The sequence below is a fragment of the Candidatus Culexmicrobium sp. genome, assembly GCF_058356305.1.
This window is the reverse complement of record NZ_JBTVBB010000035.1, coordinates 1-16232: the sequence shown is the minus strand read 5'-3', so window position 1 is coordinate 16232 and position 16232 is coordinate 1. Positions and strand designations below refer to the sequence as shown.

The window sequence follows — 16232 nt, the reverse complement described above, 5'->3', positions numbered from 1 at the left end:
GGGGGGCGGTATTCCGCATCCAAGTCTAATTTCAATAGAGGGTGAGCATGGTTCAGGTAAAACTGTCTTTTCACAGCAAATTGTTTTCCATATGTTGAAGTCGGGTATTAAAAGCATAGTTATTACTACCGAGAACACTGTTAAGGAATATTTAAAGATGATGAGATCAATTAAACTTGATGCAACAGAATTCTTTATTTTAGGTAAATTGAAAATTTATTCTCTTCATGTTAAAGGGGGGATGTGGAGTAGATATTTGTCTCCTCTATTTCTACATGCAATAAGTAGTTTTTTGGCATTTAAAAATTCATCTTATAAGTGTGTTGTAATTGATGATTTAAGTTCACTTTCTATTGACGTTACTAGGGATAGTTTCTTGACATTTATAACTAGAATGAAAAATCTGGTTTCTGAGGGTAGAACTATTATTTTGACTTTTCATCCTAAATTTCTTGAGGATGAATCTATTCGTCTTCTTAAAGCTTCAAGTGATGCATATTTTGTAATGAAAAATGCGTATATTGGCAATATGCAAGTGAAGATGTTACATGTAATTAAGTTGTGGGGGAGTTTTGGTGAGAGAAGGGCTACTATTAACCTTGAGATTAATCCAAATTTAGGTTTAAGAGTTTTACCTATAGGTGAGGTGACTATATGAAATTGTTTTTTAAGCGTTTATTCAGTAATGTTAAGAAGCCTAGTTCTACAAAGTATAGGAATCCATTGGATGTACCCATTCCAGAAACCTTAGAGGAGGCGGTTAGAAATCATGAATATTTGCTTAAATATTTAAACGATCTAAAAGTTAAGCCGCGTTACTTTTCAAGATTAGATTTAGCTAAAAATCTAGGTTCAGAGGTCAGTGTATTATATCCTGTTGGAGAGGGCATCTTTATACATATTGACCTTTCGGAGAGGAAATACACTATTATTGAGCCTCCAAAGCCTGAAAGAAGATTGCTGGAAATTATTGAGACTAGCATGGCTAAAATTTTAGCTGAGAAAAATATTGAATTGGATGAAGATAAAAGAGTTGATGTAATATTAAGGTTTTTTGATAGGGCTGTTAAGAAGTCTAAATTGAAATTAAGTAGGTATGGTAAGCAGAATTTGCTTTATTACTTTCTTAGAGAAAAGGTTGGTCATGGCTTTCTAGATCCATTTCTACTTGATGAATGGCTTGAGGATATTAGTATTCCTGGCGCTGGACCTGTTTTTGTTTATCATCGAATTTATGGTTATCTTGAGTCCAACATTACTATTAGTAGGGAGGAAGTTGATCAATTGTTAAGGAGTGTAGCTGAACGTTATGGCAAGGTTTTAAGTTATGCCAATCCAATCATAGACATTCATTTGCCAGATGGTAGTAGATTTAATATTGTTTTCGGTGAGGATATAAGTCTTCATGGAAGCAATTTTACTATTAGAAAGTTTTCTAAGGAGCCGTTATCTGTTGGTCATCTTGTAAAGTGGAATACCTTTAATAGAGTTATGGCTGCTTATATGTGGATGCTTATTGAAGTTGGCATATCCTTCTTTGTATGTGGTGAAACTGCTTCTGGGAAGACAACTACTTTGAATGCTCTCTTAGCCTTCATTCCTCCCTTCTCTAAAATTGTTAGTATTGAAGAGACTCCTGAAGTTAGATTGCCTCATAGGAACTGGGTTAGAGAGGTAACTAGAATGCATACTGGAAGTCCAGTAACCATGTTTGACCTAGTTAAAGCCGCATTAAGGCAGAGACCTGATTACATTGTCATAGGTGAAATTAGAGGTGAGGAAGGGAGAATTGCTTTTCAAGCTATAGAAACTGGACATCCGGTTGTTTCAACTATGCATGCTGGAACTTTAAGTCAGCTATTTCAAAGAATGACTTCAGATCCCATTAATGTTCCTAAATCTCATATAGATGGATTAAACTTAGCGATCTTTCAAGCTAGAATTGAGCGTGAAGGCAAGTTTATTAGGAGAGTAACTTCTGTAAATGAAATTATTGGATATAATCCTACTTCAGGTAGATTGATGTTTCTACCAAGTTTTACCTATGATCCTGATGTTGACAAGCTTTCATTTGCAGGTACAAGTTATCTATTGGAAACTAAGGTGCTGCCTTTCAGAGGATGGAGTAAAGATAAGCTACCAGAGTTATATGATGAGTTGAATAAGCGTGCTGAGATAATTGAATGGCATGCAAATAATGCTCCCAGTTATTTTGATGTTTGGAGGACGATTATTGAGGTTGATAGAGTTGGAGTGAATGATGTTTATGAGAGAATAATGAGGGGGTTGAAGCCTTGGAGAGAGTTGTGAAAATTCTTTTTCTCATCATAATTTTAACTTCAATTTTCCCAATGTTCTTTCTATGGCAGAATGATATTGTTAATGCCGGTTTATCCTGCTTTGTTCCCATTTCCTTCCTTGCTGTTTTATTAGCTTTAAAAATGAGAAAAAAGGTTGGAAAGTTGGATATGTTGCTTGTCACTGCTATTTTACATATGTATTCTGTTTCTTTAGGTGAATCTGGGCCTTCAGAGATAGTAGACGCAGTTGCAGACACAGCTGAATACAAATATTACAGTAGAATTTTCAGGGTTATTCGTGATCTAACAGTTCATATGGGTCATGGATTGACGAAATCGCTTTCACAAATTGCTAAGACTGTTAAATCACCTCTAAAGGATATTTTGATACGGATGACTGAGGCTTTTTCAGCTACTAATCCTAGAGATTTTCTGGAGTTGGAGGCTTCAACTATAATGGAGGAGTATTCTGGATATTATAATCGTGCATTGGAGTCTCTTAGAGTTCTAGGTGGAGTTTTTAGTACGTTTCAAAGTGTTTCTGTCTTTATTGTGCTGACTGTTTTAATTATGACTCTCTTCATGACTGATCCATCAGTTATACCTTCTGCATATGCCTTGGCCCTCCTATCTACTGCTGCTATTCTACTAGCATTTAAAGTAATTTCACCAAAGGATTACCTAGTTTATGGAGAAGGAGCTGAATCACCAAAGTTCAAAATTTTTAAGTTTTCATTAACCTTTATTCCTATTGCATTTTTAACGTTTACTCTTCTCTTCTACTTCTTCGATAATCCCGCTTTAGGATTGATGGTATGTGGTGGTGTTCTTTTGCTTCCGGGCTACTTTGCATATGATATTGAGAGAATGGTAATGTCATATGATGAATATTATCCTTCATTTGTTAAGTCTCTAGGTGAAAATCTTTCTTCAACATTAAATTTAAAGAATGCATTGGAATATGCTATTCACATTCATTTAGGTCCTTTTGAGAAGTTGGTTAGATATACTTTAAATTGGGTTAAATTTGGAATTAATTATGAGAAGTCTTTGAGATTAATGGCATGTGCTTCTGCTTCCCATTTAATCTATATGTTCAATAAAATTTTAGTTGATTCGCTTAGAAGTGGAAGCCCACCATTAATGGTGAGTAAAGTTTTAGCTAATGCTTCTATTCGTTTTCTCGAGTTTAGAAAGCGTAGGTTGTCTGCAGCTAAGAATGTTGAAATTACAATGCTTCTTCTACAGCCAATAACTGTTTTCATATTGGTGAGTATAGTTAAGCTCTGTGGCTTCTTCACTGGGATTCTCAAACCTTTACCCTACTTGCCATTTAACGTCCTTCCTATAAATCTAATTGAAATGGGCAATGTCTTTCTTGTTTTAATTTTATCCTTCCTCAATTCTCTTGCAATTATTCAAGTTAAGGGTGGATTTAATTGGACTTTCATTCTTTACATGGCAATTTTACTGGTAATTAGTGGTTTAATGTGGTTTGCGGCAGAGTTTCTTGCACTATATATTTTCCCACAATTCTCATTAGATTTTTCGGGGGGTTTGCCATGAATTTTAACTTTAGCCTTATAAAATTCATATTTTCAATTTCTTTCCAAAAATTAACTCTATATTTATCTATTTTCCATCTATTTATTGGATTTTGCTATATTATATCTATCGCTATTTACTTCTTGATGAGGAAAGCGTGTGGTGTGGGTGTTGAGGTGAATTGTAATGCTTAATTTTAAACGCTTTCCTAGAGAAAAATTATTTTTAGGGCGAAGGGATAGATTGGCTGTTTACTTGGATATTTTAGAGTCGATTCTTTATTGTTGTAATTATAGTAGAACTGGTTGGGCTAAATTTACACATGTAATGTATAGAGCGAATTTATCTTCTAAAAGGTTGAAGGAACGTTTACTTGAGCTCTCCTATTTAGACCTCATTGTTTGGAATGATTTGGGGTTAAAATTGACTGAGAAGGGTTTAAATTTCTTGCATGATTGTAAACGTGCTCTTGAAGTTATAATGAAGTATCTCAAAGTTTAGCTTCTTATGCTTAGAAGATAGCTCTATTAGGTTATGTTTGGAAAATTTATATTGGGTTTGAGGGTATGGTGTTTAATTTGCTAAATAGTTGTCTCCATAAATTTGCCTTTGAAGAGCCGACTAAAGTTCAACTTGAGGCTATCCCAGTCATATTGGATGGCTATAATGTTTTGATTGTGGCTCCAACTGGTTCTGGGAAGACTGAAGCTGCATTTCTACCTGTTCTAAGTATGTATCTTGATTTTAAACTTAAACATGGCTTTAAACCTGGCATCTATATTATTTACATAACTCCTTTAAGAGCTTTAAATCGAGATATACTTAGAAGGTTAATTAAAATTTGCAATGAAGTTGGTGTTTCTGTTAGCGTTAGACATGGTGATACTCCTAGTAGTGTTAGGCGTATGCAAGCTAGGAGTCCGCCTGAAGTTTTAATTACTACTCCTGAGACGTTACAGGCTATTCTTCCATCTAGTGGAATGAGGAAATGGATTAGAAGTGTTAAGTGGGTTATTGTTGATGAAGTTCATGATCTTATTGAGAGTAAGAGAGGTACTCAGTTATCTCTTGGATTGGAGCGTCTTAAGATAGTTGCTAGTTTTCCGATACAGGTAATTGGATTATCTGCTACGATAAGTGATTTAGATGCTGCTTCAAAGTTTATTGCTGGTTCTAATGGAAGTGCAAAGATAGTTAATGTTAAGGAGACTAAACCATACGATATCTGGGTAGAGTTTCCAGTTCCATCTAAGGATGATTATGACTTGAGTTTAAAGTTGATGTGTAAGCCTAGTTTTGTTGCTAGGCTTCGGAGAATAATGGAGTTAATTGAGTCTTCTACTTCGACTTTAATCTTTGTTAATTGTAGAGAGTTTGCTGAGTTTATTAGTAGTCGTTTGAGGTTAGCTGGTTTAAATGTTTTCAGTCATCATAGTTCGCTTTCTAGAAGAGCTAGGGAATTTATTGAAGCTAAATTTAAAAATAGAGAGATACCTGCAATAGTTTGTACATCTTCATTGGAATTGGGAATTGATATTGGGCATATTGATCTTGTTATTCAATACTTGTCTCCACGGCAAGTTACTGCTTTAATTCAGAGGGTTGGTAGAAGTGGTCATTTCTTGAAGTATGTTTCAAGAGGAATTATCTTGACTGTAAGTTCTGATGACATACTTGAGAGCATGATTATAGCCAAAATGGCGTTAGATTGGAGATTGGAACATTTAAAAATGCATAAAAATGCTTTAGATGTACTTGCACATCAAATTGTGGGAATTATCTTAGATTTTAACGGTAGAGTGGATATTTCAAGGATTTATGATATAGTTAAATCAAGCTATTCATTTAATGATTTGGAATATGAATTGTTTGTTAATGTTTTAAGGTATATTGATGGATTGGGTTTGATTAAAGTTAAGGAAGATTATGTTGTCAAAACTAAGCGTAGTAGAGCCTATTATTATAGACATCTCTCAACAATACCTGAAGAAGTAACCTATCCTGTGATAGATGAGTTTTCGGGGGAGGAGATTGGTCATTTAGGAGAAGATTTCTTTTCAGAATATGGTAAGCCTGGTGTCAAGATAATTCTGAGAGGAAGGCCTTGGATAATCTCGCGAATAGATGGTTTTGACATTTATGTTAAACCAGTTAACGATTATACTGCTGCTATTCCAGGCTGGGAGGGTGAGGTTCTTCCAACTTCATGGATTGTGGCTAAATCTGTTGGAGAAATTAGAAGATTAATCGAAAAACTGTGGAATAATGGCTTTTCAATCGTACAGATTGCTGAAAAATTGTCGAAGACTTATCCAGTCAATCTAAATGATTTAAGAGAGGCTATAAAACCATTAGGTGAATACTTGAATCTAGGTTTTCCAATGCCACATGATAAAAGAATCGTAATTGAAGGCTTTAGCTCATATATAGTGATTCATTCATGTAATGGTCACGGTGTCAATAGATGTATTGCAAGAATATTAAGTGAATTACTAAAAGCAAAATTCAAGACTGAGTGTATTGTGAGATGGGATGCATATAGAATTTTAATAATGACTTCACCTGAAATTGAACCTAAAGCTGTTGAGAATATATTAACTTCAATTGAAATCGAGGATGCATGGAATATTATTAGAGAACATGTTGATCCATATATCTTAAGACATGTTGCCATGAAATTTGAAGCACTCCCCAAGGGAATGTACTACAAATCAGCTAGTTATCTATTAAATCTACCAGAAATCTTTAAGGATACTCCCGTATATGATGAAGCTTTCAGATTTCAATTAATTCAACATTATGACTTCGACAACTTTATACAATTACTATCCCAGATTAAAAATAACGTTGTGGAAGTAGTTGCATTAGATAAATTGTCATCCCCGACACCATTAGCTAAGCCGATACTTGAACTTGGAGACTTGTTGATAACTGACGATAATCAACTATTTCTTGAACGAATTATGAGGAGAGTATTGAACTTCCTTTGTCTAGACTGTCTTTATTCATGGAGGATGCTGTGTGCTGATTATAGAGATGACACGGTTTGTCCTAAATGTTCTTCTTCCAATATTTCTCTTATAAAGTGGAAGCTTAATGACGTTATAAAAGCCCTACTAAAAATGAGGCATGGAGGAGAATTAAGTGAAGAAGAAGAGTCATTAATCGCATATGCAAAGATGTCTGCAGACTTAATAACACTATATAAGAGAAAGGCAGTACTAGCTTTATCAACAAAGGGTGTTGGTCCCTTAACTGCATATCAAATTTTAGCTAAAATGCATAGAAGCTTAGATGAATTAATTAGTGATCTAAGAGAGGCAATGAAGGAATATCTGGAAACTAGAGAGTACTGGGAAGCATAGTATTGTGACTGTTAACAAGTTGTTTTATTTGACAATTAAATGAAATGTAAAGTGATAGTGTTATTTACACGTTAAAGTTGAGGTAATTGATTTATTATATGTTTCATGCTTAGCAACTATAGCTACTATTTATAAGGAGACTAGAAGTGTCAAATAGACAATTTTTATAACTCCGTATCTTCTATTTCTCTCCTTTCTTGCCTTAGTATTCTATAATTTAGGTTTAATTTTCGTTTTAAATAGCTCTTACAGCTAGTAATATATCCTAAATTTTATTATAATTCGTTTGGTAAGATAATATTGTATAGGCATAATTTTGTCTGAAAATAGGATATCTTCATCGCTTAAAGATTATCTTGAAGCCATTTATATTTTAATGAAAAATATGGGTATGCACGGGTTAAAGAGATAGCTAAACTATTAAACGTTAAAAGTTCAAGTGTGAGTGAGGCTATATTGAGATTAAAGAATTCTGGACTGGTAACGCATGAGAGATATGGTTTTATTAAGCTTACAGATAAAGGGGCCATGTTGGCTGAAGAAGTTTATAGAAACATGTTAAACTGCTAAGATTTTTGGTTGATGTCTTAGACGTTCCTATGGAAATTGTGAGATGAATGCTTGTGCTATTGAACATGTAATTAGTAAAGTTACATTAAATAAGTTATTAGAGTTTGTTGAGAAATATACTTAAGATTAATAGTTCATTAAACAAGTAAGTTATAATGTATTATGTAAATATTTTTTCAAGTAATTTATTTAATTCACTCTCTTCTTCAATCCCTTTAATTAATACTTTCCCTGTGGTATAGATGTTAAATTCAACATTTCCTATTAGTGCCCTAATGAATAGGCCGCCTAAATTTTGACTTTTACTACTTTTATCTAGAATTTTCTTTATGGCTTCATTTTTTGTTTCCCATTTTAGTGTCAAAATAAAATTAGCTTTTTCACCGCATCCTCTAGTTATCTGCTTTACATATTTTTTAATCACTATGCTATTTCCTCCACTTTCTTTAGTATTTCTATCATTCTATCTATTTCTTCACGTGTGTTATAAATGTAGTAGCTTGCTCTTGTTGTTCCTTGTTTTGCACCTAGAATTTGATGTAGTGGCTGAGCACAATGGTAGCCGCTTCTCACTGCTATTCCAAATTGATCTAATATTAATGCTATTTGATGTGAATCTAATTCACCAATACTAAACGATATAATTCCTCCTCGTTTGGCTGGGTCTATTGGACCATATAGCTTTGTTTTTTCTAGTTCTTTAAATCTTTTTATTGTATATTTCACTAATTCGTATTCATGTTTTCTAACGTTTTCCATTCCTATCTTTCTTAGATATTTGATGGCTGCCATTAATCCTATTGCTCCTCCTATATTTGGTGTTCCTGCTTCAAATTTTTCTGGTCCAATAGCCCAGTCTATTTGACATGCACCTATTTCCTCATTCCATTTTACACTTTTTATTGTTCCTCCGCCACTAATGGTTGGTTTTAGCTTTTTGAGAAGTTCTTCGCGTATATAGAGTGCACCAATTCCTGTTGGCCCAAGCATTTTATGGCCGCTAAACGCTAGGAAGTCGCAGTCCAGCTTTTTCACATCGACTGGCATGTGTGGTACTGATTGTGCTCCGTCGACTAACATTAATGACTCATGTTCATGTGCTATTTTAGCTATTCTTTTAATGTCATTGATTGTTCCTACGACATTGGACATATGTGTGACTGTTACTAGCTTAGTTTTATTGGTTATTTTTGATTCAAGGTCTTCATAGTCTAATTCTCCATTTGGTTTTACCTTAACGTATTTTACGTGTAGATTTTTTAGTTTGGATAGGGTTATCCATGGAGTTATATTGCTATGGTGTTCCATTAATGTTGTTAATATTTCGTCATTTTTATTTAGGTTTTGTAGGGCCCATGAATAGGCGACTAGATTTATTGCTTCACTAGTATTTTTTACGAATATTATTTCATTTTCTTTAGCGCCAATAAATTTGGCTACTGTACTTCTTGCTTCTTCATATAGTTCAGATGCTATTTGGCTTAGTGTATGTACTCCACGGTGGACATTGGCGTATTTTTCAAGGTAAAATTTCCTTATTGCTTCGATGACTTGTATAGGCTTTTGTGTTGAAGCTGCATTGTCGAAATATATTAGTTTATATCCATTTACCTCTTTTTCAAGGATGGGGAAATCCTTCCTAATAAGATTTATATCCATATGACTTTCCACCTGATACACTTCTCTATTTATTTTTCCTATATTTAGCTTCCCAGCTTCAACTTTAAACTGTTACATAAGAATCTTTTATATATAACTATGTTATATATTGCATTGACACTACATATTAATATTTAATTGGACATGTTTATTTAACTGGATGTGTAGTCATGACTGACATAGTTAGAAGTGTTAAGGATTTAATACAGCTTCATGGAAAGCCTGAAAGGGAAGTTTATCTTGACTCTGAAAATTCTGGATTAATTTTCCCAGAGGCCCTAGAGGAGATGATTTCATGCTATAGGGAAACTGGCTTTGGTCATCCATCGATAACTCATAAAGTGGGTTGGATGTCCTATGAGAAAATGTTTAAGTCAACTCAAGTTATTGCTGATTTTATAAATTCATCAATTGATGAGTTAGCCTATTTTCATAGTGGAACTGAAGCTAATAATGTAGCTATTACAGGTCTTGCTAGAGCATATAAGGATCGTGGTAGGAAGATTATTGTCTCAAGTATTGAACATTTCAGTGTAATTTTTCCTGCCGAGAAACTAGAAAAGTATGGTTATAAAGTTGTTAAAATACCTGTTGATAAGTATGGTTTTATTGACATTGATTTTCTTTCAGATGAGGTTGATAAGGAGACTCTTCTCGTCAGTATTGCAGCAGTTAACCATGAAATTGGAACTATTCAGGATATCAAGGGCTTAGTTGAAGTTGTTAAGGATAAGAATCCCCAAGCTTTCTTTCATACAGATGCTGCTGATGCTTTAGGTAAAATTGTTTTTAATGTGGATAAATTGAATATTGATTTAGCTACTTTTAGTTCACATAAAGTTTATGGTCCTAAGGGTGCAGGTGCACTTTTCATAAGAGAGGGTGTCAAACTTGAGCCAGTAATTTATGGTCAATTAAGTACTCAGAGGCTTTGGCCGGGAATAGAAAATATTCCTGCTATTGCAGGTTTTGCTAAGGCCGTTGAAATTATGAGAGGTAATTTTGATTCTTTTATTTCTCATATGTGTTCTCTTAGGGATGTATTGATTGATGGTATTATGGAGAGTGTTTCACATGTTTTATTAAATGGTCCTAGGGAAGATAGACGTGCACCAGATAATGTTAATATAAGTTTTCTTTACTGTGAAGGTGAAGCACTTACTATTGAGTTAAGTATGAGGGGGATTTATGTTTCTAGTGGAAGTGCATGTACCAGTAGGATTTTGGAGCCAAGCCATATACTGCTGGCAATTGGGAGAAAGCATGAGGAGGCTCATGGAAGTATTCTTATGAAGGTTACACCTATGCATACTTTGGAGGATGTTCAGTATGTTCTGAGAAATATTCCTCAAGCTATAAATAGGATAAGAGCGCTTAGTCCATTAAAACCGGAGGAAAAATGAGATGTCTACACGTATACCATTACCTTATGGACCAAAGGTATTAGAGTTATTTAGGAATCCAAAAAATATGGGGAAGATGGAGGATGCAACCGTTAGTGCAGTAACTGGAAGTTTAGCTTGTGGCGATATGATTGCAATCTACTTGAAGGTTGATGAAGAAACTCAAGTTATTGAAAAGGCAACATTTGAGAGTTATGGGTGTGCAGCAAATATTGCTGCTGCAAGCATAATGACTGAGATGATTAAGGGTAAAACTCTTAAAGATGCTTGGAATGTTTCATGGAGGGATATTTCAGAGGAACTTGGAGGTCTACCCTCAATTAAATATCATTGTGGAGTTCTAGCTGTTGGAGCACTTAGAAGAGCTATAAGGGCCTACTTTGAAAATAGACCTAAGCCCGAGTGGCTTCCTGAAGAGTTGACTCATGAGGAGAAGCATGCATTAGAGGAAGAAAAGCTTATGGAGATGATAGCGAGAAGGATGAAGAGGTCTTCGACTTAAGATTTTAAAAATGGTATTACATATGGGCCTTCTGGTATAATTGCTATTTTAGGTTTATTTTTTCTAATTATTCTTCTTGCTTCTTCTAAGGCTTCATAAATGTCTTTAAATGGTATCATGTGCATTTCTTCAATTATCTTCTTTTTCATTTCACTTACAACAATGATTGATGCTTTCATTTGTATCCTAGCTAAAATTTGTGCTTCCCATTGATCTCTAATTGGTTCTTCTTTTCTTATTCTTGTAATTATTTCACTTGGATTTTCTGCTTCTGAGACTATTCTATAAAATTCAGTGTGTCCTCCTAGTTGATCTCTACATTCAGCTACTATTATTATAACTCCACCATTTCTTACTATTGACTCTGCAGTTGCCATTCCTTTGACTGCTTGGTATAGATTTCTGTCTAATGGATATCCTCCATTACTTGTAATTACAATATCACTTTTTCCATCGACTTCGATTTTTACTTCTTTTTCTAGCTTCTTCACTCCTTCAATGTGGGCTTTAATTGGATTTCCAGTGAAAATGCCAGTTATTTCAAAATTTTTATTTAAAGTTACATTCACTATGAAGTCTAGCTTTGTCTTCTCCATAAATTCAATCATATCTTCATGAACTGGGTTTCCATTTAAAATTCCATATCTTGCTTTTGGATGGGCAATCATTTTGTAACTATGGTTGTTATAGATGGCGTTTTCACCTGCAATGCCTGGTAATATAGTTTTTCTTCCACCTGAATATCCTGCGAAGAAGTGTGGTTCAATTAATCCTAATCCAACTATAATTTCATGATTAAATATTTCATTGTTTACGATTATTGGTGTATTGAATTTTGTAGATTTATTTAAGTTTACTAGCTTTGAATTATTTAGTGCATCATGACTTTCAACTTCGATTTCTTGATAAATCTCTTTTCCTACGAGTTTCATTATCTCCTCTCTGTTGTGTGGTTTATGGAGGCCTGTTGCTATTAATATCTTCATATTTACATTTTTACTTGCATTTTTTATCTCTTCAATTATTGTTGGAAGAACTGTTCTTGTCGGGAAGGCTCTTGTTTTATCGGGAATTATTATTAGTACTTTCTTAGATTTTTTGATTAAATTTTTTAGAGGCTTATGATTTAGTGGGTTGTTTAGGTTTTCTACTAGTTTTCTTCTTGGATTTTTAATTGGTTCCACTCTTTTTGATTCAATTAGTTTGACTTCATTTTTCTCCAGTTCTAATTCAATCCATTTCTCACCATATGGTAGCTTTACTTGCATTTTTTCACCATTATTTTCTTTTAAGTTTTCCAATAGCCCTTTCTGCCCATTTTGGATTTCTAAGCATTTCTCTACCAACTGCTACTAAATCTACTCTTCCTTCTCTTATGACTCTATCTGCAAATTCTGCTTCTTTTATTCCTCCCACTCCTATTACAGGAATTCTTACTACTTCTCTTATTTTTTCAGCTAGGGGTATGAAGTATCCTTGTCCCTTAAGGTTTGCTGGTCTTGAACCGCATAATCCACCTGAGACATCTATTATATCTACACCTAAGCTTTCAAGTTTTGTTGCTAATGTTCTACTTTCATCTATTGTTAAGCCTCCTGGCATCATGTCATCTGCACCAAGTCTATATAATAATAGTTTATTTCCAATTGCATCTCTTACTCTCTCCACTACTTCTAATGGGAATTTAAATCGTCCTTCCATTGTTCTTCCATAGGCATCTAATCGCTTATTGGTTATCGGTGAGGTAAATTGATTTAATAGGAAACCATGGGCACCATGAATTTCCACTCCATCAAATCCTGCCTTTACAGCTCTTTTAGCTGCATTCTCGAAGGCTTCAAGTACTCTTTCAATGTCCTCTAGAGTCATTTCCTTCGGTTCTTCAACTCCTCCTGGAACAATTATGGGTGATGGTGCTATTGGTTTTTCTCCAGTAATTTTGCTTGAAGCCTTTCCTCCTCCATGATTTATTTGGATGACTACTGGACTCATGTGTTTATGTATTTCGTCTACAAGTTTCTTTAAACCTTCAATTAACTTATCATTATAAATGCCGAGTTGTTTAGGTGAGATTCTACCTTCAACTGAAACATATGAATGTTCAATTATTAGTAGGCCTAGATGTTTGCATCTTTCAGTATAGTGCTGTATTAATTTCTCTGTAACTTCCCCATTTTCTGTTGCAAGTTCAGTGGCCATGGGGGGCATTACAATTCTGTTTCTTAACTTGAAATTTCTAATCTTTAAAGAGCTTAGTAGGGATGGCATTTTCATCACGATGAATAATATGTTTTATTTTAGATTAAAATAGTTGGGTTTTAAACCATTATTTTAAATTAAGATTAACGTTAGGGCGGTTGCCATTAGACCGGTCAAATATATACCGTCAAATGTTCCTGCACCGCCAATACTGACTATTCTAGCTCTCACTCTTGGAATCTTCTCTAGGTTTAATAGGTCTGCTCCAATTAGTGTTCCAAATGTTCCTGATATGTAAGCTATAACTGAAGGATTGCTTATTGGAGGGATTAAGCATAACATAACTGCTATAATTGAGGTAATTATGGGTGGAATTAATCCTGGAACTGCTATTCCAAGTCCTGGAACAATTTTTGCTATTTTATTGATAGTGAATGTTATTATAATCAGTGCAATTATCACTTTGATGTATGTTGATATTGGTGAGATTTCATATTTTGGTATATTATAGACTAGCAGGTATAATGATACTAGCGATGGTATTATGGCTCCACCTAAATTTACTGCAACAATAGTTCTTCTAACATTCCAATCAAAGCTTGGAACAATCCAAGTTATTCCAAAGATTCTTATTTCTCGAAATGCAACTACTGGATGTCTTGATTCAATATGGAAAATTGGGATGTTAACATGACTTCCCATTAATGCTGAAAAGAAGATTAAAATTGCAGTCCATGGAGATATTTTTAGTCCTTTAACTAGTATTGGAACTGAAAATGAGAGAAAGAGTAGTATGAAGAATGTAGATAACAGTAATGCTAAAAAGTAAATTATTGAAAATGGTCTATAAACAACATGTCTAACTCTATAAGTCACCTTGATCCTCCTTCATGAATTTAATAAACTTATCATCTTCCACTTCTATAATTCCCTTATCCATAAGTATCTTTAAAGCTCTCTTTAAGCTTCTTCTAATCTCCTTCCTATTCAATGGAGATCCATAAAACTTCTTTGCAACTTTTCTTAAACTCTTAGTTCTAATTAGCTCTTTGAAGATTTTATACTCCTTCGAGTTAAGCTCTTCACTCAGATACTTTAAGGATAATTCAGCTATCTCGAAGGGCTTTAATCCTAAATATGGATGTTTAGCTTCCAATTCACTTATCCTTTCGATAACTCTAAATTCTATAATAGTAATCCATTCATTAGGATCTATTTCACCATACAATTTATCTAGTTCCTCTAAAAGTTCCAATAAATTTTCAAAGCCATCCTTAACGGCATCATAATCAGTTAAATCCTTCACTCTTTTATGATCAACTTTTATGATTCTAGCTCTACAAATAGGTCTTCCACCACTATGAATAATAACTTCATCATACTTAGGCCTCACAATTCCACGTCTAACCGTAGTCCTCTTTACACCATTAAGTATCTTCCTAGCATATTTCCCACGAATCATAAGACTTCTGCCAATATACCTTACTTTCTCACCTTTAACCATGATGAATCTTCACCACTTCTCCCCTAACAATATAACAAATGAAATTTAAAATCTAATCCAATAAACTTTAAGTAACTAAGTCTAAAGATGTCAGCAATTTTACTTGAAAGATTAATAGTTTTAAATGTAATAATTTATTTAGATGCGTCATATATTTGATTTTGGTGGATTGATTGTCATTTGAAGAAGCTGAAATAATTAAGAAACGTGCAAAATCCTTTTTACGCAATGCTAAAAGACTAATAGACGAAGATGAATGGGATCTTGCAATATTCAACTTAGAACAATATTGTCAATTGATTCTGAAGTACAAATTACTAGTTAAGAAAGGAAGTTATCCACGTACACATTCCATTAGACGACTCATAAGAGAACTAGCTGACTTCAATAAAGAAATTAATACTCTGGTAGATGATGTAAAAAATCTACACTATATTGCAAGATTAGAGGAAGCTTATATAACCTCAAGATATCTTCCATATCTTTATGAGGAGACAGAAGTTAAAGACATTTATAAATTTGTGATAGAGGTGTTTAAACCCATTGTCGAGAATGTATGAACATAAAATCCTAGATGCATTAAGGAACTATCAAGAAATAGCCAAAAAAGTAAAAAACATTACAAAGAAAATAGATCCGAAAGCAAAAATATATGTCTTCGGGTCAATAACAAAAGGAAAATACACAGCTGCCAGTGACATAGATATTCTCATAATACTAGAAAAATTAGATTTAAAATACAAAGTAATGACTCAAATATACAGATCAGTTGATGCACCCATAGAGCTACACATAACAACACAAAAACAATTCGAAGAATGGTATAAAAGATTCATAAAACCAAACGAACTAAAAGAAATCTAAAATCACAATTCAATAACCATATCTACTCAACAAAATATCAATTGGAACTTTTATCATTAATTTCTTGCAAGTTTATTTGGTTCCCATGATCACTCAGAAAAGAAGCTTTCAGAAAGCCTTTTAACCCTAAAAAAGAAAAATTAGTATCGGAACCCAAAAAAGGGAATTGAAAGTAAGCTCCAGCTGGCGTTTTGGAAGGAATAGTTCTTGTGCGAACCCAAAAAAGGGAATTGAAAGTTCCTCTATGAACGTCCAAGGAGTTTTAATTCCCCTCCCGAACCCAAAAAAGGGAATTGAAAGTTTAACAGCGTCATGGACACG

At 33.9% G+C, this 16232-nt stretch carries 16 protein-coding genes and 1 pseudogene; 10 read left to right on the top strand and 7 right to left on the bottom strand.

From position 1 onward, the window contains the following. The 6 genes and pseudogenes from ACW8TM_RS10245 to ACW8TM_RS10220 all read left to right on the top strand — a co-directional run. Positions 1–658: ATPase domain-containing protein (locus tag ACW8TM_RS10245; protein ID WP_491533195.1), on the top strand; the 658-nt coding region annotated here is incomplete at its 5' end. Next, a complete protein-coding gene (locus ACW8TM_RS10240; protein ID WP_491533194.1) occupies positions 655–2310 on the top strand; it encodes a type II/IV secretion system ATPase subunit in 1656 nt (551 codons plus the stop codon). The genes ACW8TM_RS10245 and ACW8TM_RS10240, both read left to right, overlap by 4 nt. Then, the gene (locus tag ACW8TM_RS10235; RefSeq protein ID WP_491533193.1) at positions 2307–3866 is read left to right on the top strand and encodes a hypothetical protein; all 1560 of its coding nucleotides are present in this window, start codon (positions 2307–2309) and stop codon (positions 3864–3866) included. The genes ACW8TM_RS10240 and ACW8TM_RS10235 overlap by 4 nt, the downstream gene beginning before the upstream one ends. Before the next feature lie 165 nt (positions 3867–4031). After that, positions 4032–4346 carry a winged helix-turn-helix domain-containing protein gene (locus ACW8TM_RS10230; protein ID WP_491533192.1) on the top strand — a complete coding sequence of 105 codons (315 nt, stop codon included), beginning with the start codon at positions 4032–4034 and terminating at the stop codon, positions 4344–4346. Positions 4347–4423: 77 nt separating this feature from the next. After that, a complete protein-coding gene (locus ACW8TM_RS10225; protein ID WP_491533191.1) occupies positions 4424–7210 on the top strand; it encodes a DEAD/DEAH box helicase in 2787 nt (928 codons plus the stop codon). A 390-nt stretch (positions 7211–7600) separates the two neighbouring features. After that, positions 7601–7780: pseudogene (locus ACW8TM_RS10220) on the top strand (metal-dependent transcriptional regulator); the annotation flags it as partial. 160 nt (positions 7781–7940) lie between these two features. Here ACW8TM_RS10220 and ACW8TM_RS10215 read toward each other — a convergent pair. Together ACW8TM_RS10215 and ACW8TM_RS10210 are read right to left on the bottom strand one after the other, a co-directional pair. Continuing rightward, the gene (locus ACW8TM_RS10215; protein WP_491533190.1) at positions 7941–8204 is read right to left on the bottom strand and encodes a DUF302 domain-containing protein; all 264 of its coding nucleotides are present in this window, start codon (positions 8202–8204) and stop codon (positions 7941–7943) included. After that, positions 8204–9439 (bottom strand): aminotransferase class V-fold PLP-dependent enzyme, encoded by a 1236-nt coding sequence (locus ACW8TM_RS10210; RefSeq protein ID WP_491533189.1) that lies wholly within the window; start codon positions 9437–9439, stop codon positions 8204–8206. The genes ACW8TM_RS10215 and ACW8TM_RS10210 overlap by 1 nt, the downstream gene beginning before the upstream one ends. Before the next feature lie 170 nt (positions 9440–9609). Between ACW8TM_RS10210 and ACW8TM_RS10205 the strand changes: the two genes are divergently transcribed. After that, entirely contained in the window at positions 9610–10842 is a 1233-nt protein-coding gene (locus tag ACW8TM_RS10205) for a cysteine desulfurase family protein (protein WP_491533188.1), read from the top strand. Position 10843: 1 nt separating this feature from the next. Then, positions 10844–11344 (top strand): iron-sulfur cluster assembly scaffold protein, encoded by a 501-nt coding sequence (locus ACW8TM_RS10200; RefSeq protein ID WP_491533187.1) that lies wholly within the window; start codon positions 10844–10846, stop codon positions 11342–11344. Here ACW8TM_RS10200 and larA read toward each other — a convergent pair. From larA to ACW8TM_RS10180, 4 genes are all read right to left on the bottom strand, one after another. Beyond that, positions 11341–12612, bottom strand: a complete 1272-nt coding sequence (larA, locus tag ACW8TM_RS10195; RefSeq protein ID WP_491533186.1) for a nickel-dependent lactate racemase — start codon at positions 12610–12612, stop codon at positions 11341–11343. The two genes, ACW8TM_RS10200 and larA, sit on opposite strands and share 4 nt — an antisense overlap. A gap of 10 nt (positions 12613–12622) precedes the next feature. Further along, positions 12623–13612, bottom strand: coding sequence for an oxidoreductase (locus ACW8TM_RS10190; protein ID WP_491533185.1), 990 nt, complete (start codon positions 13610–13612; stop codon positions 12623–12625). A gap of 63 nt (positions 13613–13675) precedes the next feature. Then, positions 13676–14419: a DUF1614 domain-containing protein gene (locus tag ACW8TM_RS10185; RefSeq protein WP_491533184.1), complete on the bottom strand. Its 744-nt coding sequence runs from the start codon at positions 14417–14419 to the stop codon at positions 13676–13678. Continuing rightward, positions 14409–15047 (bottom strand): ASCH domain-containing protein, encoded by a 639-nt coding sequence (locus ACW8TM_RS10180; protein ID WP_491533183.1) that lies wholly within the window; start codon positions 15045–15047, stop codon positions 14409–14411. The genes ACW8TM_RS10185 and ACW8TM_RS10180 overlap by 11 nt, the downstream gene beginning before the upstream one ends. A gap of 173 nt (positions 15048–15220) precedes the next feature. Between ACW8TM_RS10180 and ACW8TM_RS10175 the strand changes: the two genes are divergently transcribed. Both ACW8TM_RS10175 and ACW8TM_RS10170 read left to right on the top strand, forming a co-directional pair. Beyond that, entirely contained in the window at positions 15221–15607 is a 387-nt protein-coding gene (locus ACW8TM_RS10175) for a HEPN domain-containing protein (protein WP_491533182.1), read from the top strand. Next, positions 15600–15911: a nucleotidyltransferase domain-containing protein gene (locus tag ACW8TM_RS10170; RefSeq protein ID WP_491533196.1), complete on the top strand. Its 312-nt coding sequence runs from the start codon at positions 15600–15602 to the stop codon at positions 15909–15911. The genes ACW8TM_RS10175 and ACW8TM_RS10170 overlap by 8 nt, the downstream gene beginning before the upstream one ends. A 126-nt stretch (positions 15912–16037) precedes the next feature. Here the strand turns inward: ACW8TM_RS10170 and ACW8TM_RS10165 are convergent. After that, the coding region (locus tag ACW8TM_RS10165; protein WP_491533181.1) for a hypothetical protein at positions 16038–16232 on the bottom strand (195 nt) is incomplete at its 5' end.